The organism is Nocardia higoensis NBRC 100133, assembly GCF_000308595.1.
Classification (GTDB): domain Bacteria; phylum Actinomycetota; class Actinomycetes; order Mycobacteriales; family Mycobacteriaceae; genus Nocardia; species Nocardia higoensis.
The window spans coordinates 58,776-79,583 of sequence record NZ_BAGA01000072.1; the positions used below are offsets into that span (position 1 = coordinate 58,776).

At 69.4% G+C, this 20,808-nt stretch carries 20 protein-coding genes; 7 read left to right on the forward strand and 13 right to left on the reverse strand.

What is annotated here, in order from left to right; translation table 11 throughout:
* Positions 1-182: 182 nt before the first annotated feature.
* The 3 genes from ON26_RS10780 to ON26_RS10790 are packed head-to-tail and all read right to left on the reverse strand — an operon-like array spanning position 183 to position 1,729.
* On the reverse strand, positions 183-707 hold the full coding sequence (locus ON26_RS10780) for a hypothetical protein (RefSeq protein WP_040795911.1): 525 nt from the start codon (positions 705-707) through the stop codon (positions 183-185).
* Complete coding sequence (locus ON26_RS10785) at positions 704-1,021, reverse strand: hypothetical protein (RefSeq protein ID WP_040795912.1); 318 nt, start codon at positions 1,019-1,021, stop codon at positions 704-706. Before ON26_RS10785 ends, ON26_RS10780 begins: the two co-directional genes overlap by 4 nt.
* A 39-nt stretch (positions 1,022-1,060) precedes the next feature.
* Entirely contained in the window at positions 1,061-1,729 is a 669-nt protein-coding gene (locus ON26_RS10790; protein ID WP_040795913.1) for a DJ-1/PfpI family protein, read from the reverse strand.
* A 154-nt stretch (positions 1,730-1,883) separates the two neighbouring features.
* Here ON26_RS10790 and ON26_RS10795 point away from each other — a divergent pair, with 154 nt between their 5' ends.
* Entirely contained in the window at positions 1,884-2,828 is a 945-nt protein-coding gene (locus ON26_RS10795; RefSeq protein ID WP_040795914.1) for a GlxA family transcriptional regulator, read from the forward strand.
* A 25-nt stretch (positions 2,829-2,853) separates the two neighbouring features.
* Here ON26_RS10795 and ON26_RS10800 read toward each other — a convergent pair whose 3' ends face one another.
* Both ON26_RS10800 and ON26_RS10805 read right to left on the reverse strand, forming a co-directional pair.
* Positions 2,854-3,660, reverse strand: coding sequence for an SDR family NAD(P)-dependent oxidoreductase (locus tag ON26_RS10800; protein ID WP_040795957.1), 807 nt, complete (start codon positions 3,658-3,660; stop codon positions 2,854-2,856).
* A gap of 108 nt (positions 3,661-3,768) precedes the next feature.
* Complete coding sequence (locus tag ON26_RS10805; RefSeq protein ID WP_040795915.1) at positions 3,769-5,004, reverse strand: MFS transporter; 1,236 nt, start codon at positions 5,002-5,004, stop codon at positions 3,769-3,771.
* A 68-nt stretch (positions 5,005-5,072) separates the two neighbouring features.
* Here ON26_RS10805 and ON26_RS10810 point away from each other — a divergent pair, with 68 nt between their 5' ends.
* Positions 5,073-5,459, forward strand: a complete 387-nt coding sequence (locus tag ON26_RS10810) for a MerR family transcriptional regulator (RefSeq protein ID WP_040795916.1) — start codon at positions 5,073-5,075, stop codon at positions 5,457-5,459.
* A 40-nt stretch (positions 5,460-5,499) separates the two neighbouring features.
* Here the strand turns inward: ON26_RS10810 and ON26_RS10815 are convergent, their stop codons facing one another.
* From ON26_RS10815 to ON26_RS10825, 3 genes are all read right to left on the reverse strand, one after another.
* A complete protein-coding gene (locus ON26_RS10815; RefSeq protein WP_040795917.1) occupies positions 5,500-6,216 on the reverse strand; it encodes an MspA family porin in 717 nt (238 codons plus the stop codon).
* Between the two features lie 249 nt (positions 6,217-6,465).
* On the reverse strand, positions 6,466-7,665 hold the full coding sequence (locus ON26_RS10820; protein ID WP_040795918.1) for a thiolase family protein: 1,200 nt from the start codon (positions 7,663-7,665) through the stop codon (positions 6,466-6,468).
* Between the two features lie 34 nt (positions 7,666-7,699).
* Positions 7,700-9,217: a carotenoid oxygenase family protein gene (locus ON26_RS10825; protein ID WP_040795919.1), complete on the reverse strand. Its 1,518-nt coding sequence runs from the start codon at positions 9,215-9,217 to the stop codon at positions 7,700-7,702.
* 218 nt (positions 9,218-9,435) lie between these two features.
* Between ON26_RS10825 and ON26_RS10830 the strand changes: the two genes are divergently transcribed.
* From ON26_RS10830 to ON26_RS10840, 3 genes are all read left to right on the forward strand, one after another.
* Positions 9,436-10,656, forward strand: coding sequence for an acetyl-CoA acetyltransferase (locus tag ON26_RS10830; RefSeq protein ID WP_040795920.1), 1,221 nt, complete (start codon positions 9,436-9,438; stop codon positions 10,654-10,656).
* A gap of 37 nt (positions 10,657-10,693) precedes the next feature.
* A complete protein-coding gene (locus ON26_RS10835; protein WP_040795921.1) occupies positions 10,694-11,656 on the forward strand; it encodes a winged helix-turn-helix transcriptional regulator in 963 nt (320 codons plus the stop codon).
* A 104-nt stretch (positions 11,657-11,760) separates the two neighbouring features.
* Positions 11,761-12,162 (forward strand): hypothetical protein, encoded by a 402-nt coding sequence (locus tag ON26_RS10840; RefSeq protein WP_157171856.1) that lies wholly within the window; start codon positions 11,761-11,763, stop codon positions 12,160-12,162.
* 127 nt (positions 12,163-12,289) lie between these two features.
* Here the strand turns inward: ON26_RS10840 and ON26_RS10845 are convergent, their stop codons facing one another.
* Both ON26_RS10845 and ON26_RS10850 read right to left on the reverse strand, forming a co-directional pair.
* Positions 12,290-12,583, reverse strand: a complete 294-nt coding sequence (locus ON26_RS10845; protein ID WP_040795922.1) for a hypothetical protein — start codon at positions 12,581-12,583, stop codon at positions 12,290-12,292.
* Between the two features lie 232 nt (positions 12,584-12,815).
* Positions 12,816-14,219, reverse strand: a complete 1,404-nt coding sequence (locus ON26_RS10850; RefSeq protein ID WP_040795923.1) for an LLM class flavin-dependent oxidoreductase — start codon at positions 14,217-14,219, stop codon at positions 12,816-12,818.
* A gap of 380 nt (positions 14,220-14,599) precedes the next feature.
* Between ON26_RS10850 and ON26_RS10855 the strand changes: the two genes are divergently transcribed.
* On the forward strand, positions 14,600-15,808 hold the full coding sequence (locus ON26_RS10855; protein WP_040795924.1) for an LLM class flavin-dependent oxidoreductase: 1,209 nt from the start codon (positions 14,600-14,602) through the stop codon (positions 15,806-15,808).
* Between the two features lie 8 nt (positions 15,809-15,816).
* Positions 15,817-17,175: an NtaA/DmoA family FMN-dependent monooxygenase gene (locus tag ON26_RS10860; RefSeq protein ID WP_040795925.1), complete on the forward strand. Its 1,359-nt coding sequence runs from the start codon at positions 15,817-15,819 to the stop codon at positions 17,173-17,175.
* Positions 17,176-17,215: 40 nt separating this feature from the next.
* Here ON26_RS10860 and ON26_RS31585 read toward each other — a convergent pair whose 3' ends face one another.
* The 3 genes from ON26_RS31585 to ON26_RS10875 all read right to left on the reverse strand — a co-directional run bounded on the left by ON26_RS31585 (position 17,216) and on the right by ON26_RS10875 (position 20,711).
* Entirely contained in the window at positions 17,216-17,752 is a 537-nt protein-coding gene (locus ON26_RS31585; RefSeq protein ID WP_051026925.1) for a hypothetical protein, read from the reverse strand.
* Positions 17,753-17,851: 99 nt separating this feature from the next.
* Positions 17,852-19,069: a DUF3089 domain-containing protein gene (locus tag ON26_RS10870; RefSeq protein ID WP_051026926.1), complete on the reverse strand. Its 1,218-nt coding sequence runs from the start codon at positions 19,067-19,069 to the stop codon at positions 17,852-17,854.
* Between the two features lie 127 nt (positions 19,070-19,196).
* Complete coding sequence (locus ON26_RS10875; RefSeq protein ID WP_051026934.1) at positions 19,197-20,711, reverse strand: carboxylesterase/lipase family protein; 1,515 nt, start codon at positions 20,709-20,711, stop codon at positions 19,197-19,199.
* Positions 20,712-20,808: the final 97 nt, after the last annotated feature.

Here is a 20,808-nt window from a genome sequence, read left to right on the forward strand (position 1 = left end):
GCGCTCTCGATGCGGCTCATGCGGATGATGTTATGGGACAACATGACTCGGTCCTTTCGAGCTGACTGTTCGGTTGTTCTCGTTCGACTACCGAAAGATCATCTCGCTCCGGCCGGTTCCGCGCAGCCCGGATGGCCGCGGCAGCCGAAATGCCGGTGCCTCGACGGCTCTCACCAGCCCCCTCACAAGCCCGCACCGGTGGTCGACCCGGGCCGGTAGATCATCAACACGACCACGATCGCCCAGAGCAGATTGAACATTCCGGTGGACATGCCCAGCCGCGCGGTGAGTCGTTCCAGCGGCGTGGCATCGTCGGCGCGTGAGCGCGTCCGCGGCGCCGCAACGGGCACGCCGACCGCGCTCGGCGCCTGGATCCGGGCCAGCGCCGACTCCTGGGCGGGCAGGATCACCCCCATGAGCAACACGGCGGCAGCGGCGGTGAGGATCATCGACACCAGCAGCCAGGCATCGCCGAGCACGCCGAGGCTCGCCCCGGTGGCGAACCCGAACACCGGAACGAAGACTCCGACGACCGCGTAGACGCGGGTGATCCGGTGCAGCACAGCGACGATGGCGGCCTTACGGGGCTCGTCGGGGTCCCGATGCGCCGCGCGGACGGCGGGCGGATACATGCTGGCCGCGACGGCGACCGGGCCGATGGCCAGAATCGCGGCCAGAACATGGACCGACAGCAGGAATCCGGTCATGCGCCGATCCGTTCGCCGGTGACCTTGCTGCGCGGCAGACGGCCCGCGCGGGAGTGCCCGGTCAGGGTGTCGCCGGTGACGGTGACATCGAATTCGAGGTTCGAGCGCAGCGGTTCGGTGATGCTCTGCCGCCAGGTGACGCGCTCACCGTCGGGGCCGGGTTCGCAGACGATGTCGTGCAGCACGACGTGTTCGCCTGCGCGGCTCGCGGTTCCGCTGATCCCGGTGGAGGTGTCGGTGAAGTCGTAATCGGCTTCGATGGTGCCTATCGGAGTCTTCATCCGTAGCCGCCATGCGCCGGTGATGCTACTCATCTCTGTGCCTTCGGGTCGTGGCTTTCGGGTGGTGGTCGGTCAGGCCGCGGCGGGGGAGCGGCCGGTGTTCTTCCAGGTGGTTCCGCGCCGCTCGTACTCGAACAACTCCTCGACGGCGTGGGCGATTCGCGGCCCGAAGTCGCGTTCCAGCAGGTACAGGCCCAGGTCGAGACCCGAGGTGACCCCGCCCGCGGAGACCAGATCGCCGTCGTCGACGACGCGCGCCCGCACCGCGGTGGCACCGGTGGCGTCGAGCATGTCGATGCCGAGGACGTGGGTGGTCGCGGTGCGGCCATCCAGCAGGCCTGCCATGGCGAGTGCCAGGGAGCCGCCGCAGATCGTCGCGAGGGTGATCGCCGGGTTGTCCAGGCAGCCGCGCAGGAGCGGCATGGCCTCGGTGGCGGCGAATCGGGCGAGCAGTACCGGGACGGTGACGTCGCCGGCGTCGGGATCGCCGTCGACGGGACCGGACGCACCGGGGACCAGGACATAGCCCGGGGTCGTCGAATCCAAGGTTCCGGTGGCACGCAAAGTGATTCCCGGCGTGCCGGAGACGACCTCCCTCGGGCCTTCGGCGGTGACGTACTCGAGGTCGAGCGCCGTCGCGCCGAGGACGTCCCGGCCCGCTGTCAGTACTTCGTGGGGCGCGATGATGTCGAGCGGATCGAAGCCGTCGAACAGGACGAATTGCGCACGCGGTTGTGGCATGAAGATCCTTCCTTGGGGGCGTGCTCCCATGATCGACCGCGGCGCAGTCGCGACATCAGTGGCGATCCGGTCATAGAACATCTGAATCCGGCCACATGGGCGATGTGTACCGCGTCGACCTTCCCGGCCGGGCTCTCCGGCGTACGGTCGACAGATGTACACCGTGGCTGTGCTCCTGCTCGACGATGCGATCGCCTTCGATCTGGCCACACCTATCGAAGTGTTCGGGCGCGTGCGGCTGCCGGACGGGCGTGCGGGCTACCGCGTCGTCGTCGCCGGGCCGCAGCGGGAGATCAGCGCGGGCCCGCTGCGCATCACCGTCGACGCGGGTCTCGATGTCGCGGAACGAGCCGACCTGATCGTCGTCCCAGGTCTCGAGGACCCCGCCCGGCCCACCTCGCCCGAGGTACTCGACACCCTCCGCGCCGCGGTCGCCCGGGGTTCCCGTGTCGCCTCCATCTGCGTGGGCGCATTCGTCCTGGCCGAGGCGGGGCTGCTCGACGGCAAGGATGCGACCACCCACTGGCTCGCCGCCCACGACCTCGCCCGCCGCTATCCGGCCGCACGCGTCGACCCGGACGTCCTCTACACCGACAACGGTCAGATCCTCACCTCCGCGGGCGCGGCTGCCGGGTTGGACCTGTGCCTGCACATCATCGGCAAGGACTACGGCGTCGCGGTCGCCGCCGACACCGCCCGGCTCTCGGTGACGCCGTTACAGCGCACCGGTGGCCAGTCGCAGTACATCCTGCGCAACCGCCCGCTTTTCCGCACCGCCACCCTCGAACACGTCCTCGCTTGGATCGAGCACAACGCCCACCGCAGTCTCACCCTGACCGAGATCGCCACCGCCGCCGAGATGAGCGTACGCACCCTCACCCGCCGGTTCGCGGATGAGACCGGCCAGAGCCCCATCCAATGGGTGGTGGGCGTGCGGATCCGGCACGCCCAGGAACTACTGGAGACCACCGATTACACCGTCGACCGCATCGCCGGGCAGGTCGGGTTCTCCACGCCGAGCAACTTCCGGACCCAATTCGTCCAGACTGTCGGCGTCACGCCGGGTGCGTATCGAAAAACGTTCCGCCCCTTGCCCTGAATGCGCCGAAGGCGCTCCGGGTGGCTCACATGTGCGAGCCGCCGTCGACCCGTACCTCGGTGCCGGTGACGAAGAAGGCGTCGGGCGAGCCGAGCATCGCGACGACCGCGGCCACCGCTTCCGGTCCCGCGAAGATCGCTCCGCCGTCGAGCGGCAGTGCCGGAAGGACTTTGCCGAACAACGAGAAGTCCGCGTCGGCGGGCAGGCCGGGGCCGACGCTCTGCTTGGACTCGCCGGTTCCGTCGGTCATACCCGAGGAGATCGATCCCGGCTGCACGGAATTGAATCGGATGCCCTGCTTGGCGAATTCCGAGGCCAGGGCGTGCGTCATCGCCTGAACACCGGCCTTGGACGCGGCATAGGCGGACATGTAGGGATGGGCGAAGGCCGCCGAGGTGGAACTGAAATTCACCACGGCGGGCTTCGTGCCCTCGCGCAGGGCCGGGATGGACTCGCGGATGACCAGGAAGGTGCCGACGAGATTGACCCGCAGCACACGCTCGAAATCGGCCAGCGTGGTCTTCTCCAGGTGCTCCGAGCGCAGGATGCCCGCCGCGTTGACCAGCGTGTCCAATCCACCGAGGTGCTGGACGGCCTCGGCGACCCCGGTACGCACCGACTCTTCCTCGGCGACATCCACTGTCACGGTGCCCAGCCGCCCGGCGTCGGAGCCGGCCTTGGCGAGGGTGTCCTTCAAGCCGGCGTCGCTGATATCGGCGGCGACCACCCGGCCGCCCTCCCGCAGTATGCGCAGGACGGTGGCCTGGCCGATACCGGAGCCGCCGCCGGTGACGAGGACGCGACGGCCTTCATAGCGCTGGAGGTCGGGCATGTGTTGCTCCTGTTCTCGAAAACCGAAGCCTAATTCGGCCTCGGCCATCCCGGGCGGTCTTTCTCGGGGCGCTTCGAGACGAGCCGAATTTCGCCGGAGCGGCGTAGGTCAGGACGACGGCATGGTCACAGGATCCGATGCGGACCTTTCCCGGCTGCTGAGCGCGGGAAACGCTTGCTCGTGCCCGGCGGCGACGATCGCCAGACCCACGGCGACGAATATCGTGGCGGCCGCCGGGATCGCGCGCGGACCGATCCCGGCCAGAACCAGCCCACCGAGCAGGCCGCCCAGCGCCATGGCCGCGTTCCACAAGGTGACGAGCACGGCTTGCGCGGTGTCCGCCGCCGCGAGGCTGTGCGCGGATGCGGCTTTCGCCCCCGCGGTCTGCAGCAAGGTCGGAACGCCGCCCCATCCGAGTCCCCATACCCCGGCGGCGAGCCAGATCAGCGATACCGGAGGGGCTGTCGCGAGGGCGGCGCCCGCGATGATGAACAGGACGGAGGAGGCCAGTGTGAGCATTCTCAGGTGGGTGTCGATGTAGCGACCGGTCGACCAGATGGCGACCAGGCTCGCAGCGCCGAAGACGAGCAGGATCAGGTCGGTGGAAGAACCCAGCCGTGCGGCTGCGAGGTAAGGGGCGATGTAGGCGTAAAGGACCGTGTGCCCCAGCACGAAGACCAGCACCACCGCCATGACGGCCGCGACGCCGGGAGTGGTCATCGCGGTCCTGGCGGAGACGGATCGCGGTGCTTGCGTATCGGATTCGTCGGCGACATCGGGTACGCCGAACGCGATCCAGGCGATCACGCCGAGTGTGAGGACGGTGATGGCGGCGAACGGGACCCGCCAGTCGGCGAATTGGCCGATGAACGTTCCGGCGGGAACCCCGAGTGACAGCGCGACGGGAATGCCGATCATGGCGATGGCGATGGCGCGACCCTCGGATCCGGCGGACGCGAGGCGGCGGGCGTAGCCGGCGAGGACGGCCCAGGCGAGTCCGGCCGCGATCCCGGCGACGACCCGGGCTGCGAGGGTGATCGGGTAGACCGGAGAGGCGGCCGTCACCGTATTGGCAGCGGCGAAGATGGCCATCGCCCACAGGAGTACGGCTTTGCGCGGCATGCGGGCGGTGGCCTTGGCCAGGGGGATGGCGGTGAGCGCGGTGCCGGCGGCGTAGACGCTCACGGTCTGCCCCGCGGCGGAGTCGGAGACGCCCAAACTTTCGGACATGCCCGGAAGCAGCCCCGCGGGAAGCGTTTCGGTGAGACTGGTGATGAAGACGGCGGTGGCCAGGGCGAGCAACGGCACCCATGGCAGGCCGGTCCGTGTGGTCGGGGAGGTCATGGAGAAAGGGTTCAACCTTCACATCTATGTGAAGGTCAAGTCGGCGTTCCGCGGCTAGGTTGGGAACCATGCGGATTGGTGAGCTGGCTCAGCGGACGGGCACGTCACGCAGGCTCCTGAGGTACTACGAAGAGCAGGGGATAATCGTCCCCGATCGCGCGTCGAACGGTTACCGGGACTACGACCCCCGCTACGTGGACAGGGTTCGGCAGATTCGTGGTCTGCTGGACGCAGGGCTGCCCATCCGGATCATCAAGCAGATTCTTCCCTGTCTGGACAAGCCGCGGTCGATCCATTTCCCCGATGCCACACCGGAAATGCTGGCCTTACTGCGCACGGAACGCGACAAGCTCTCCGAGCGGATCGCGGTGCTCATTCGCAACCGCGACGCCATGTCCGAATACCTGGACGAGGTCGAACGGCGCAAGGCTCCGGTGATCGCCGAGGGGGGCTGAGCTCCCACCTCGGCGGTTCGGGTGCGAAGGTCGGTCGGCGTCAGAAGGTGAATGCGTCGCCGTAGCCGGTGGTCTGGACGGTGCCGCCGTACGTTTCGGCGCGCACGCTGATGAATGGCATCGCCGAGGCGGGGGAGAGGCAACCGTTGACGTGCAGTGGCGTGCTGGTGTGGGCGAAGACGAAAGGGAAGGTCGACTCCGCGTCCAGCGTCGCCGTGCCGACCGGCAAGGCCGTCACGGTTCCCGGCGCGAGGCCGACCGACAGTTCACCGGAAAGCGCTCCCTCGACGCCGAAAGTCTGCGTGAGGTCGACGCCCGCGCCGAATCCGATCACGACGTCCGGCGGTGCGTCCATATTCAGCGCGAAGTCGATACCGGCATCGGCGCCGATGGTCGGTGAGACGTCGTAGCCCGCGCCGATTTCCGGCGTGATGGAGATCCCGATGCCGTCGGAGACATCGACAGCGCATCCGACCAGATAGCCGGCGACGACCTGACCGCTCCGAATCCTCGCCCCCTGCAGTGTCGTCGAGAAGTTCCCGGATACCTTGGCCGCGTGCGAGAACGGCACGCCGAGTGCGGTATCTCCCGCCAGCAGCCAGTTGTTCGAGTCCACCGACGCGACCAGCCGAAGCCCGCCCGCGTTCACCTCCCCCGGGAACGGAGTGGCCGAGGAGACAGCGGTGCCGAACAGTCCGGTAGAGGCCAGCGTGAGTGTGGTGATCGCGGCCAGAAATGACGCGTGCGTGCGATTCATCGGGCTCCAGTCGAGTCGGGATCGAACGGAAAGCTTTCGGATGCGCTCGGCGCGCCGTTGCGCGTATCCGTGAGGTGAGCGCGACACCCCGGCCGGTGAGAACGCACACCGGTCGTGCTCATCCAGCCATACCGTGCGCCACCGCGCCTCACCCGAAACGGGTGAGATCGCGGCGAATCAGCCTGCGCGGTCGCTCAGCCGGTCGGTCACCAGCGTGCTCGGCGAAGGTCGAGGGGCGTGGATTCGGGTTCAGCGCCGGATGCGCTGCACGACCACTGCCGCACCCAGGCCGAGGCCGCCCGGGATGGCGAGCAGGGCGAATTCGCCGTCGATTCGTTCGAGATGATCGAGTGCGTCGGCCAGCAATATGCCGCCGGTGGCGCCGAGCGGGTGCCCGGTGCTGACGGCGCCGCCGTTCGGATTCACCAGGGCCGGGTCCAGTCCGAGTTCGCGGGTCAGCAGCAGCGGTGACACCGCAAACGATTCGTTGACCTCCGCGACGTCGAGCTGGGCGGCGGTGATTCCGGCTCGGGCCAGGGCGTCCTGTGCGGCCTGCACGGACGCGGTGAGACGGGGTGAGCGAACGGCGGTCTGCGCCACGCCCACGATGCGGGCCACGGGAGCGGCGCCGAGTGCGGTTCCTGCGCGTCCGGATCCGAGGACGACGGCGGAGGCGGCGTCGGCGAGTTGGGGAGCGGTGCCGATCGTGTGCAGGCCGCCGGCCGGGCGCCGGGAGCCGGGAAGCTGCCGGGCGACCCGTTCCCAGGACGGGTCCTCGCCGAAAAGCGCCGGCAGCGACGCGAATCCTGCGATCGCGGCATTGCTTCGAGCTCCTTCGTCGTGGGCGAGGATCACCGACTCGCCGGAAACGATCGGGACGATGGACGCCGACGGCGGCGCCGCGGCCGAGCGGTGATGGGAGCGCACGGCGTAACTGTCGAGGTCTTCGCGGGTGAACCCGGCATCGGCGGCGGTGAGGTCGGCCGCCACGCCGATCGTCACATAGCCGGTGCGGTCCTGCAGCTCGCCCTCGAAGGCGAAAGCGGGCTTGTCGAACAGCATCGGCACCCGTGACATGGATTCCACGCCGCCCGCGACGACGATGTCGTTCATCCCGGAAGCGACCTTCGCCGTCGCCGTCCCGATCGCGTCGAGGCCGGAACAGCACAGGCGTGACACCACGCCGCCGGGGACGGAATCGGGCCAGCCCGCCCACAGTGCGGCGGCACGGGCGATATCGCCGCCCTGTTCACCCGCGGCGGTGCTGGTTCCGATGATCATGTCCTCGACGCGCTCGGCGGGCAGGCCGCGCGCACCGAGCGCCCGGAGCGTGGTGGCCAGCAGCTCGTAGGCGGGTACGCCGGCCAATGTTCCGCCGTCGCGGGTGACGCGACCCTTCGGGGTTCTCACGGCGTCGTACACGTAGACGTCGGAAGCGAACTGAGACAAGGATTTTCCGATCGAGGGGTAGGTCGGTGGACGGCTACAGGCCGACGGCCTCGGCCGCGTTGTCGGTCTCGCGCCAGCGGCGCAGCTCCGCACCGGCCGCCCATGCCGAGTGCGTGCCGCTGGAAATGCGCTCCGGCAACTGGAGCTTGCACACCGGGCCGTCGCTCACCCGTGCGGCATCGAAGACCAGGCAGTACGAGGCGTCGTCGTTCATATCGGTGGTGAGCGTGACGAGATAGCCGTCGTCCTCCGAGGTGCTGCCCACGCGCGGAGCCATGGAGGTCTCGCTGCCGAACACGCCGTCGCCGAAGGCGAAATGCTCCTCCGCGCCGGTCTGCACATCGTGCTTGACCAGACCGTCGAACAGGAAGCGACCCGGCTTGCCGGTGGCGGCGTAGATGTAGCGGTGCTCGCGGCCGCCGTGTGCGCCGTTGATCATGCCGAACTCGGTGATCCGTTCGCTCAGCTGTTCCTCCCTCACCTGGCCGGTGACCAGGTTGAACCGCCAGCGGTGCAGCCGGGTCTGCAGGTGGTCGAGGGCGAGGAAGCGGAAGGCGCGCTCCCACTTGTCGGTGATGCCGTCGGCGGAGGGCTCGGGATCGCCCTGGTAGAAGCCGTCCATGACGATCTCGTCGCCGTCTTCGTAGGCATTGGTGAAGTGCAGGACGTAGGTGGTGTCGGCTTCGAACCACGTGATGTCGGAACTCTGGCCGCGGCGCGGGATGACCGCGAAGCGCGAGGGCAGATCGCGGTGGTAGCGCGGGAGGTGCACGCCGTGCTCGAGCAGGGCCGCGTCCCAGAACAGCGGCAGATCGTTGAGGATCGCGTAGTTCTCGGTGAAGGCCATGTCGTGCGGCAGGCGCGGGCCGGGCAGCGGGATGTCGACGTAGTGCACCAGGTCGTTGTTGCCGTCGACGACGCCGTACTTCATGTAGGGCGCCTCTTTGCTGTAGTTGAAGAACAGCAGTTCGCCGGTCGCGTCGTCGACCTTGGGGTGGGCGGAAACGCCCCAGTGGAAGGGGAATCCGCCGTTCCAGTCCTCCTTGCCGAGAGTCTCGGCGGAGTAGGGGTCGACGCGATAGAGGTCGCCGCACTGCCAGAAGCTGGTCAGCGCGCGGCCCCGGTGCACGGTGACATCGGTGCTGGAGGCGTCCTTCATCCGGCGGCGCGCGCCCCAGCCGTCCTCGCGCACGGCCCAGTCCGGCATCTCCGCCATGCCCGCCCAGAGAGGTTTGCCCGCCTCGTTCTCCGCGAGCAGGCCGTCGGTGCGGATGAACCGGTTGCGGTAGAAGGCCTTTCCGTCGCGGAATCCGACGACGTGGATCATGCCGTCGCCGTCGAAGGGGTGGTAGTTCTTGATCGCCGGGTGCAGCGGATTCTCGGTATTGCGCAGGTAGACGCCGTCGAGGTCGTGGGGGATCGCGCCCTCGACGACCCGCAGATCGTCGGCCTTCCACTCGGTGGTCTGCGGACGCCACGGACCCGTTCGATAGGGGTGGTCGTCGTCCTCCGGAAGGGTCGACAGCAACCGGCCCACCACATCGACGTCCATGACCTGATCCCGCCTTTCGCATGCGGCGGTTCGCACGGCACGCGAGCGGTGCGACTTCGCCGGAGGTTCTACAACTAAGAGAGTGACTACCGGGTGGTTGGTTGTCAAGGCGGGCGACGATTTCGGTGGAGGTCTGGGCAGAAACGCGCGCGACATCTAAACTCTTTTAGTTGAAGTAGGGCGGTATCGGGCTCTACCAGGAGGAAAGTGGTGCGGTGATGGCATCCGAACCCGTGTGGATCGCCGGCGGATATCAGTCCGATTTCGCGCGGAATCTGACCAAGGAAGGCCTCGACCTCAGCGACCTCACCGCCGAGATCGTCGCCGGGACGCTCGAAGCCTCGGGCTTCGCGGCGGCCGATATCGGCGTGATCCACCTGGGCAATGCCTTCGGTCAGGTCTACACCGGGCAGGGGCATCTCGGCGCCATGCCCGCCTCCGTCGCGCCCGAACTATGGGAGATCCCCGCCACCCGGCACGAAGGCGCGTGCGCCTCCGGCTCGCTGGCGGTACTGGCCGCCATGGCCGATCTCGAATCCGGCCGCTACGACATCGCCCTCGTGCTCGGTGTCGAACTGGAGAAGAACGTGCCCGGCGATCTCGGCGCGCAGAACATGGCGGGCGCCGCGTGGATCGGGCGCGAAGGCCAGGACGCGAAGTACATGTGGCCGTCCATGTTCAGCCGGGTGGCGCAGGAGTACGACAAGCGCTACGGCCTCGATCCCGCGCACCTGTGGCGCATCGCCGAGCTCAACACCCGCAATGCCAGGAGCAATCCGAACGCCCAGACCCGCGTTCGGCAGTTCGGCCCGGATTCGTTCACCGACGATCCCGCGGCGAATCCCATCGTGGAGGGCTTCCTGCACAAGGCCGACTGCGGACCGCTCACCGACGGCGGCGCGGGCGTGGTGCTGGTCTCCGAGCGCTACCTCACCGCGCATCCGGGACTGCGGTCGCGGCCGCTGTCGCGCATCCTCGGCTGGGGGCACCGCACGGTCGGGCTCCTGCTCGAGGAGAAGTTGCGGCGCAGCGCCGATCAGCCCCTGATGTTCCCGCACGTCGCCGCCACCATCGGGGACGCGTTCGGCCGGGCGGGCCTGAGTGGAGTCGACGATCTCGACCTCATCGAGACCCACGACTGCTTCACCGCCAGCCAGTACATGGCGATCGACCACTTCGGGCTGACCGAACCGGGGCAGAGCTGGCGCGCCATCGAGGCGGGCGATCTGGAGATCGGCGGCAGACTGCCGATGAACCCGAGCGGCGGCCTGCTCGGCGGCGGGCATCCGGTGGGTGCGACCGGCGTGCGGATGCTGCTCGACTGTCATCGGCAGGTCACCGGCAGTGCGGGCGACTACCAGGTCGCCGGCGCTCGCCGGGCCGCCATGCTCAATATCGGCGGCAGTACGACGACGACCGTCAGCTTCGTGATCGGCTGAGGCCGGAGCGAGCGCGGCCCGCCGATAGAGTGCCGATATGGCAGTAGACGGCGCGCCCACCGAACTACGGGCGGGCGGCGACAATGCGATCGCCGTGACCCTGGGCGCGCTCGGCGACGAGTGGAATCTGTGGATCCTGCGTTTCGCCGTCGAGGGTGCCCGCCGCTACGGCGACTGGTTCGCGCACGGGGCCATCTCGAACTCCGTCCTCACCGCGCGGCTGACACAGCTGACCGAGCTCGGCCTGTTCGAGCGGGTCCGGTACTCGCAGCGGCCGGTGCGTCACGAGTACGTGCTGACCGCACGCGGGCGCGGCGTGTGGCCGATCCTGCTGGCCATGTGGGCCTGGGAGCAGCAGTGGGCGCCGGAGTCGGACGCCGCGCTGCCGATCATGCGGCACCGGACGTGCGGCGAGCGATTCGCCCCGCGGCTCACCTGCCGTGCCTGTGGCGAAGCGGCCGCCGGACGTGAGGTGTCGGCCGCTCTCGGCCCGAGCGGCGACTGGTCGCGCAGCGTGCCCGCCTCGATCGGTCGTCGCCGTTCCGCCGCGCGCCCCTCGCAAGTGCTTCCGCACACCATGGAACTGCTCGGCAATCGCTGGTCGGCGGCCATGCTCGGCGCGCTCTTCCTCGGTGCGCACCGATTCGGCGAGCTGTCGGAGCGCACGAGCGCGCCACCGGCGATGGTCGCCGACCGGCTGCGGCGCTTCGAGGATCTCGGCGTCGTCGAGACCAGCCCCAATCCCGCGCGGCCGGACTGGGTCACCTACGGCCTCACGGCGAAGGGCGCGGCGTTCTTCCCGGTCATCGCCCTGATGATCGACTGGGGTCAGCGCTGGTTCCGCGCGCCGGAGGGTCCTGCGATCGTCTTCACGCATACGCGGTGCGGCAACGACTTCCACCCGTGGCTCGCCTGCGGGCAGTGCTCGCGGGATCTGCGTGCCGGACAGGTTGCGATCGAGCCGGCGACGGAAGTCGCCGCGCCGCTGTCCAGCCCCTGATTCCTTGGTCTGAAATGGAATCTGTTCACAACTAGGATGGGTGCGGTGACTCGGCTCCGTCGGGGCCGGGCTCGACAGGATCGAGCGGGCAGATGAAAAGTGCTGTGGGTAGAGGTCTCTCGGTGATCGGGGTGGCCGCGGCCGCGCTGATGACGGCGTCGCCGCAGGCGGCAGCTCTCGACGGGGTCTACGAGATGTCGCTGTCCGGGACCGGCCATGCGGTGGGGTGCACCTACACCCTGTCCATCGTCGATCCGCCGTCGCCCGCCTCGGTGACCTTCTTCGACAACGGCCGCGAAATCGGCGCGTCCTCGGGTTCCTCGGCCCTCACCGGCAAGCTCGAAACTCGGTGGACGCCTGCCACCGCCGGAACGCACACCGTGACCGCCGCGATGGGCTACCTCAGTGCCGCGGTATTCGTCACACCGCTCACTGTCGAGGTGGCCGAGAGCGGCTCGTGCGGCGGGGGTGGGCTGAGCTCGATCCTGCCGAGCTTCTCCGGCTAGCCCGACTTTCCGCCGCCTCGCACGGCGGCTCAGGGCCTGCGAGAACCCCGCTCGAGAGCGCCACCCCGGCCGACTCGCTCGGGTGACGCGCGACTTCCTGGCCGTGACCGGCTGATGGCCGCCGGTATCAGCGAAAAATTCCGCCGATCGCCGACCACCGGTTCAGGGAGACCCGCGGCGCGGCGCATTCGACGTCGATGAATGCCATCACCCGTTCGAGCGTCGACTCGTCGAGATGGCCGGTGGAGGGCAGCAACACCACATCGGCCCCGGACGACATCGCCTGATCGAGCAGGCTCGACATCGAACCGGAGTCGGCCCAGCGCAGCGAGTATCCCAGTTGGCGGGCCAGACGGCGCACCTGAGCCGAATCCCATTCGACCGTCGGTGACGACGGGTCCATCCATCCGAGAGCAAGCATCGCAGCCTCCGTCCGATCGCCGACAATTTCCACCTCGGGGTGACGCCACGGCCTGTCGGGACCGGTCGTCGCCCTCCTGGCGCGGGCTCGAAGCCCCACAGCGAGGGCGGATACCCGGAAACTCGGGTTTGGAACAGCTTCCGGCCGAATTTGTTGTCTCGGGCCCTTGACGGTGTGCGATCACGGTGCAGCGCAGCGACTTCGGCGGCGAGGGTGTCGACGCCGAGCCCACTCAGGCCCGGTGGTGAGCCGCCCCGGCAGTCTGCGTACCGAACGCGCCGCGCCAGCGCCGGGCGGGATGCGAATCCGGTAGGGCGGCATCGCCGCCGGTGAGTTTCTGCCGCAGGGTGCCGGGGGAGTACTCGTGTTGCGCCAGCCCCCGCTTGCGCAGTTCGGGCACCACGTGGTCGGCGAAGTCGGCGAAACTGCCCGGGGTCACCTGGTACTGCAGGTTGATCCCGTCGACTCCCGCGTCCTGCCAGCGTTCGAGTTCGTCGGCGATCTGCTCGGGCGCGCCGACGATACGGGTGGCCTCCTGCTTGTGCTGGACGAAATCGGCGATGGTGACATCGGTGCGGCCGCCCGCGGCACGGATCAAACCCTCGATGGCGCTGCGGGTTCCGTCGACCTGCGAACTCAGCTCGCCGATGGGGGTGTCGATGGGCAGGCCGCCGAAGTCGATGCCGATGCTGCCGCTGCGGTGGGCGAGCAGGCCGTCGAGGCTGAACGAGGAATCCAGGTCGGCTGCCTTGCGGCGCGCTTCGGCTTCGGTGGAGCCGACGACGACGGTGAGTCCTTGGAAGAACTTGACGTCCTCCCGCCGGCGACCCGCGGCGGCGGCCAGGTCGCGGGTCTGGTCGATGACCTCGCGGGCGGCTGCGGGGGAGCCCTGGTTGATGAACACGCCCTCGGCGTGCCGGGCGGCGAACGCGCGTCCGGCGGCCGAGGTGCCCGCCTGGAAGAGAACGGGAGTGCGCTGTGGCGAGGGTGCGGCCAGGTGCGGTCCCTCCACGGAGTAGCGGGCGCCGCGATGATGGATCTTGTGGACGCGGGCGGGGTCGGCGTGGATGCCGCGCTCACGATCCCGGACGAGGGCGTCGTCCTCCCACGAGCCCTCCCACAGCTTGTAGACGACCTCGGTGTACTCCTCGGCCCACGCGTAACGGTCGTCGTGCGGAACCCGGTCGGGCAGATCGAAGTTGCGCGCGGAATTGCGCAGCGCGCTGGTGACCACGTTCCAGCCGATCCGGCCGTGCGAGAGGTGGTCGAGGGTGGAGATCTTGCGGGCGAAGGAGAACGGGTGGTCCTGCAGGACCGAGCTGGTGATCACGATGCCGAGATGCTCGGTGACGGCGGCCAGCGCCGAGACCAGCGAGGCCGGGTCGTGGATGGGGACCTGCAAGCCCTCGCGCAGGTGGGTTTCCGGGCCGCCGTCGTAGTCGTCGTAGAGGCCGACGACGTCGGCGAAGAACACCGAGTCGAAGGTGCCGCGCTCCAGGATCCCTACCAGCTCCAGCCAGGGATCGAGGGTGTGGAACTCGGTCTGGCGGGTGTCGGGGCGCCGCCAGGTGCCGTAGGACACGTGCGTGACGGTGTTCATCGTGAAGGCGTTGAGCAGCAGGCGGGGACGGGTCACGCGGACACTCCTTCTGTTCCGATCATCCGTCCGGGACGGTACGGAGGTCGGTCACCGGTCCGACAGGCTTGCGCTCACCGCAATCCGAATCGCACGGCGGTTGTCGCGCCGCACGGTGTCGGCAGCCGAGTCGGCATGTGACCGGCCGGAGGTCGCGCCACCGTCTCGGAGTTCCGCCGGTGCCGGGGCAGTGTTCCCGCGCGCTCGAGATGATCGCAATCGTTGACGCGCGGCCCGCCGGTGCCCCGATGCTCCCTCCGATCAGGTAGTTCGCCTCCGCCCACGGCGCGCCCGCGAACCGGACACTGTGGCGGCCGGGCGCGCTCGAACCGCACCGCGCGTTGTGCCGTCCACACCCCTTCGCACAGAAATGAGGGACGATGGCATCGAATTCCCTGCACATCGGCGTCGCGCTCGACGGGGCGGGCTGGCATCCGGCGGCGTGGCGTGAACCGAACTCCCGGCCCGCCGACCTGTTCGGCCCCGGGTACTGGACCGATCTCGTCGCCACAGCCGAGCGCGGCCTGCTGGATTTCGTCGGCATCGAAGACAGCCTCGCGCTGCCGGGGGAACGGCACGCCGCGCCCGACGACGCCGTCGACCGGGTTCGGGCCCGCATCGACGCCGCCCTGATCGCGGCGCGGGTGGCCCCGGTCAGCAAGCACATCGGGCTCCTGCCCACGGTGACGACCACGCACACCGAGCCCTTCCACGTCTCCAAGGCCGTCGCCACGCTCGACTACACCTCCCGCGGCCGTGCGGGCTGGCAGGCGCGAGTTTCCGGAACACCGTGGGAAGCGGCGCATTTCGGTAGACGCACCGTGCGTGAACTGTCCTACGACGAGATCGTGGCGGCGATCGCCCCCGGAGCGGAACCCGGGCAACTGCACGATCTGCTCGCCGAAGCCGCCGACCACGTCGAGGTGGTGCGCAGGCTGTGGGACAGCTGGGAGGACGACGCCGAGATCCGCGATGTCGCCACCCGCCGCTTCATCGACCGCGAGAAATTGCACTACATCGACTTCGAGGGCCGGTTCTTCAGCGTTCGCGGCCCGTCGATCACCCCGCGCCCGCCGCAGGGGCAGCCGGTGGTCGCGGCGCTCGCGCACGGCCCGTTGGTCTACGAATTCGCCGCGACCGCCGCTGATCTGGTGTTCGTCACGCCGTCCGGGGAATCCGGGCCCGAGCCGGTGCTGGCCGAGGTCGCCGCCGCGTCGGCCGGTCGCGCCGGGGAGCGGTTGCGGGTCTATGCCGATCTCGTCGTCTTCCTGGACAGCGCGGGGGAGCCGGGCACGGCGCGGTTGGCCCGGCTCGACGAGCTGGCCGGCTCCGCGTTGCGTTCCGACGCCCACATCTTCGCCGGCAGCGCGGACGATCTCGCGGATCTGCTGCTCGACTGGACCGAGCGCGGAATCGACGGCTTCCGGCTGCGTCCCGGCGTCGCGATCGACGACCTGAACGCCATCGCCGACGACCTGGTCCCGGTCCTGCGGCGGCGCAACGTCTTCCGCACCGGCTACCCCGAGGGCAACTTCCGTGCGCTGCTCGGCCTGCCCGCCACCGTCCCCAACCGCTACGCCACCATCTGAGCGAGGTCATCGTGAGCACTCGACGCAAGCAGGTCATCCTGGGCGCCTACCTCGGCGGCGTCAACCACCACACCGCGTGGTGGCATCCCGAGGCGGGCAGCCAGATCGACTTCAGCTCCTTCGAACACACCGCCCGCACCGCCGAACGCGGGAAGTTCGACTTCTTCTTCCTGGCCGAGGGCCTGATCCTGCGCGAACGCGCGGGCAAGATCTTCGACCAGGACATCATCGGCCGCCCCGACACCTTCACCGTGCTGGCCTCCCTCGCCGCCGTCACCGAACACCTCGGCCTGGCAGGCACCATCAACGCGACCTTCAACGAGCCCTACGAGCTGGCGCGTCAGTTCGCCAGTCTCGACCACCTCTCCGGCGGACGCGCCGCCTGGAACGTGGTCACCTCCTTCGACGCCTTCACCGGACAGAACTTCCGCCGCGGCGGCTTCCTCGACCCGGCCGACCGCTATGTGCACGCGGAGGAGACGCTCCAGGCCGTCCGGGCGCTGTGGGATTCGTGGGATGACGGCGATATCGTGGCCGACAAGGAATCCGGTCGCTTCCTCGCGCGCGGTGACGCGGGCGCGTTCGCCTTCCACGGGCAGCAGTTCGACATCGCCGGGCGTTTCACCGTGCCGCGCAGCCCGCAGGGCAGGCCGGTCGTGCTGCAGGCAGGCGTCTCACCGCAGGGCCGCGCCTTCGCCGCCGCGAACGCCGACGCCATCTTCTCGCCCTACGGCAAACTGCCCGAAGCCGCCGACTTCTACCGCGACATCAAATCCCGCGCGGTCGCCGCGGGCCGCTCCGCCGACGACATCAAGATCCTGCCCTCGGCGAGTTTCGTCCTCGGCGACACCGAGGCCGAGGCGATCGAGAAATACCACGCCATCCGCGCCGAACAGGTCACCGGCCAGACCGCCCTGATCCTGCTCGAACAACTCTGGAACCGCGACCTTTCCGCCTACGACCCCGAGGGCCCCGTCCCCGATATCGACCCCGATCCCGAAGCGCCGCCGATCATCCAGGGCCGCGCCTTCATCCACCAGGACCGCTTCGCCACCGTGCGGAAACTGCGCGAGGTCGCCGAAGCGAAGAAGCTCAACCTGCGCGAGGTGGTCATCGACCAGTTCGAGCGCGGTCCGCTGGTGGGCACACCGCAGCGGGTGGCCGAACTGATCGACGATTTCGTCGCCCAGGACGGCTCCGACGGGTTCATCCTCGGCTCACACCTGGTGCCCTCCGGGCTCGACGAGTTCGTCGATCGGGTGGTGCCGCTGCTCCAGGATCGCGGTGTGCTTCGAGCGGACTACACCGGGACGACACTGCGGGACAACCTCGGCCTGCCGAATGTGCGAGCGACGGCCGAGGTGTAGCGCGCAGTAGTGCCGATAGCGGGGTGATCGGCGAACCCGGTCAGGCCGCCGCGACCTGATCGGGTTGTCGCCCCTTCGGGCTCGCCCGGAACCAGGCACGAGCGGCGGAGGCGTACATGGCGGGCACGGCGACAAGTACCGCGCAGACGTGCCCGATCCTCGCGATCGCGACGAGCGCCGACTCCGTGTCGACGTCGGCGAGCGCCGCGCCCGCCTCTCCCGCCGCCAACGCGGCTATCGGTTCCACCAGTAGTGAGGCCAGGCCGACCACGCCGATGCCGAAGGTGATGGCGATCCGTGCCCACCGATCGCCTCGCAGCATCCGCCACCCCGCGGCGAGCACGACGGCATAGATCGTGGCCCGGGTGAGCCAGCCGATCGCGAGTGAACGCGGCTCGGCGGCTTCATCGCTCAGTAGTACGTCCGCACTTCGCACAGCCGTCTCGGCGACGCCGAACACCAGTGCCGCGATCAGAGCGACGAACGCGGTCGTGACGGCGGCGGGGCGGGAGGCAGGCTTCTCGGTGCCGTGCGGCGCGGCGGTGGGGGTGACGCCGCGGAGGTCGCTGGATTCCACACGCCCGACACTGCCGGAGGCGGACCGGTGGCGGGATCACCCCTCGGTGGCAAGGGATTCCGATACCCGGGTATCGCATCGAGCCTACGTCGGATCGGGTCAGCGACCCCAGACGATCTGCTGGCCGAGCTGCTGCTGATAGGTCGCGATCTGGGTGCCGACCATCTCGACCGTATCGCCGAGGGGCAGGGTGATATCGGCGGAATGCAGCCCCCACCCCGGGGTGGGGAACGGGCCCAGCTCCGGCGTGCCCGGCTCCGGCCGGACGAGCAGGACGTGGGCGTTGCCGGTGTGTGTGCACCGGGCCCGGTAGCGCTGGGCGGGCCGCAGCCACGGGGTGTCCGCGGTGGGGGGCAGGCCGCTGTGGCTGACGATGTCACCCAGACCGAAGATCCCGGGGAACAGACTGCTGCGCGTCAGAGTATGCAACGGGACCTCGGCCTCGCCCTGCGGGAAGGCCGGATTCACGCAGGCGATCTCGTAGCCGGGGCCGAACGGGACCGGCTCGGCCTCCGCGGTGGTGGGGGTGACGCCGTAGCGTGCGTCCGCAGGCGGGGTCTGTCCGAAGGTGGACCAGGCCAGGACGCAATGGGTCTGGTCGGTGCGGCGGCACAGCGGCACGGTCCGGAAATCGCCGCCGACGTCGGCGCCACGCGGCACCACCACATTGCCGCCGACCAGGACCGCCGACACCAGCCGCGCATTGGCCGCCGCGTCGGGCTCGATGCGTTCACGCAGAAGTTGCCGCAGCAGTCTCGTGCCCTGCGAATGGCCGATGAGCACCACGCCGCGGCCGTGGTTGTCCTCGGCCAGATACTGTTCCCAGGCCCGCGCCACGTCCCGGAACGCCATGGCGGCAGCGGCTCTGGCCTGGCCCGGAGTGCCCGGTGACTGCAGGGCGAGCAGGGTGCGCTGGCGGTAGACCGGGGCGTAGACGTCGCACACCTCGGAGAACCGCTGCGCCTGCTGCTCGGCGATCGCGCGCACGGGGGCGGTGATATCCAGACTCGCGGAATACGAGAGTTCCTGCGAGACGGTGGGGTAGACGTAGAAGCAGTCCACCTCATGGCGCTTCGGCTCGGGCGCGGGCAGCACCACATCGGGCTGATCCTGTGTGCGCACAGTGGTGGTCAGGTCACCGCGGCACGGGTCGGCGGGAAGGTCGGGGCGGCACAGCCAGACGGTGTCCTGCGGCTCGGGGTCGGCCGGAGCGGTAGCCGCGTGCGGCGCGAGAAACGCGACGAACAGGATCAGAGCCGTGGCGAGCCCGGCGCGCGGACGGTTTGCCGGGCGGGGACCGAAGAACTCGGCGGGCACGGAAGCTCCCTTCGAACGAACCCGCCCACCTTATGACGGTGGGTGTGCTCGTGCGAGGTGGCGTTGCCACTGTGCGGCAAGGTGCCCAGGGCAGGACCGAGTCCGTGGGCCGGGCGCACGAAGTCGCTCAGCGCAGCCCCTTCCACAGCAGGCGTTCGGCGGAATCCGGGTCCTCGACGACCGTGCGTTCCCGCGCGAGCAGGCCGGTGGTGCGGGTGGTCGTGTCGTAGCGAGTCCAGCCGGGATCGCCCTCGACGACGAACGCCCGGTACATCTCGTGAGTCGTGCGGGCGACGGCGTCGGGGGCGTCCGGGCCGGTGAGCAGGTGGCTGCCGGGATGGCGGTGGGTGGCGAAGACGAACGGCAGGTCGACCGCGTGTGCGGAGCCGAGCTTGCCGCCGAGAGCGGGGGAGCGCCAATCGAATCGGAACGCCCAGGCCTGCCCGCCCGTCGCGGCCTGGGTCTCGGCCAGGCGAATGGCCGGAATGCGGAAGAACCAGTCGGTGACCACGGCGGCGAGCAGATCGCCCGAGCTCGCCCGAGGGCGCGCGGACCGGTATGTCTCGACTGCCGCGGCGTCCAGACCGTAGGAGGTCGATGCCGCGAGCAGCGTGGCCTCGTCGATCAGGTCGATGGCTCCCGAGGCCGCGAGGATGAGCCGGGCGTCCTCGACATTGGACCCGGCCAGTATCGCGATGTCGGCGGCCGCGCCGGACGCGACGGCGCTGCGCGGATCGGTGCTCACCACGGACCCGTCGACGACCGGCGCGAACGGCAGCGTCGACAGCGCGAGCCCGCCCCAGATCGCTGGATCGGCGGCTGTCTGCACCTCGTGCAAGAGATCGCGCGCGTGCTGGGCCAGCCTTTCCGGCGCCACGGAGGCGAAGCCGGCGACGGTCGGCTCCACCCCGGCGCGCGCGGCCAGTTGCGTGCGCACCACCCGCGCCTGGTCGGGGGTGATGGTGTTCGCGGCGGCGCCGGAGTGCGCGATCAGGCGGTGGAACAGGCCACGGGCGGCGGGCACGGCGAGCAGCGTGGTCGCGAGCATGGCGCCTGCCGACTGGCCGGCCACGGTCACCCGCGCCGGATCGCCTCCGAAGGCGGCGATGTTGTCGCGTACCCACGCCAGCGCTGCCAGCACATCGCGCAAACCGAGATTGCTTGCCTCGGAGTCGTTTCCGTCGAAGTGCACCCACCCCTCGGCGCCCAGTCGATAGTTGACCGACACCACGACGACGCCGTCGCGGGCGAAGGCAGCGCCGTCGTAGAGGGGAAGAGCGTTCGAGCCGTTGGTGAACGCGCCGCCGTGGATCCAGAACAGCACCGGCCGTGCCTGTCCGCGGCCCGGCGTCCAGATGTTCACATGCAGGTGATCGTCACCGGGTGCGAGCAGTTCGGGGACGACGCCCTCGTAGGCCGGGACATAGGGGGCGCGGGCCGCCGTGGGGCCCGGTCGCGTCGCGTCCCGAACGTGCTGCCACGGCTCCGGTCGTTCGGGTGGCCGCAGCCGTCGGGGGCCGACCGGCGGGGCGGCATAGGGGACACCGAGGTAGACCTCGATGTCGCCGTCGCGGAGACCACGTACCGGGCCGTGCGCGGTGACGGCCTGGGCGAGCGATTCGGTAGGCAACGCCTTTGTCATCAGTTGCATCCTTGTAGCGTCGTTGGCTTGTGTTGCCATCAACGCGCGAACCGAGCCCCCGGTCAATGGTTTCTTCCGAAACTCGTACGTCTCTCTT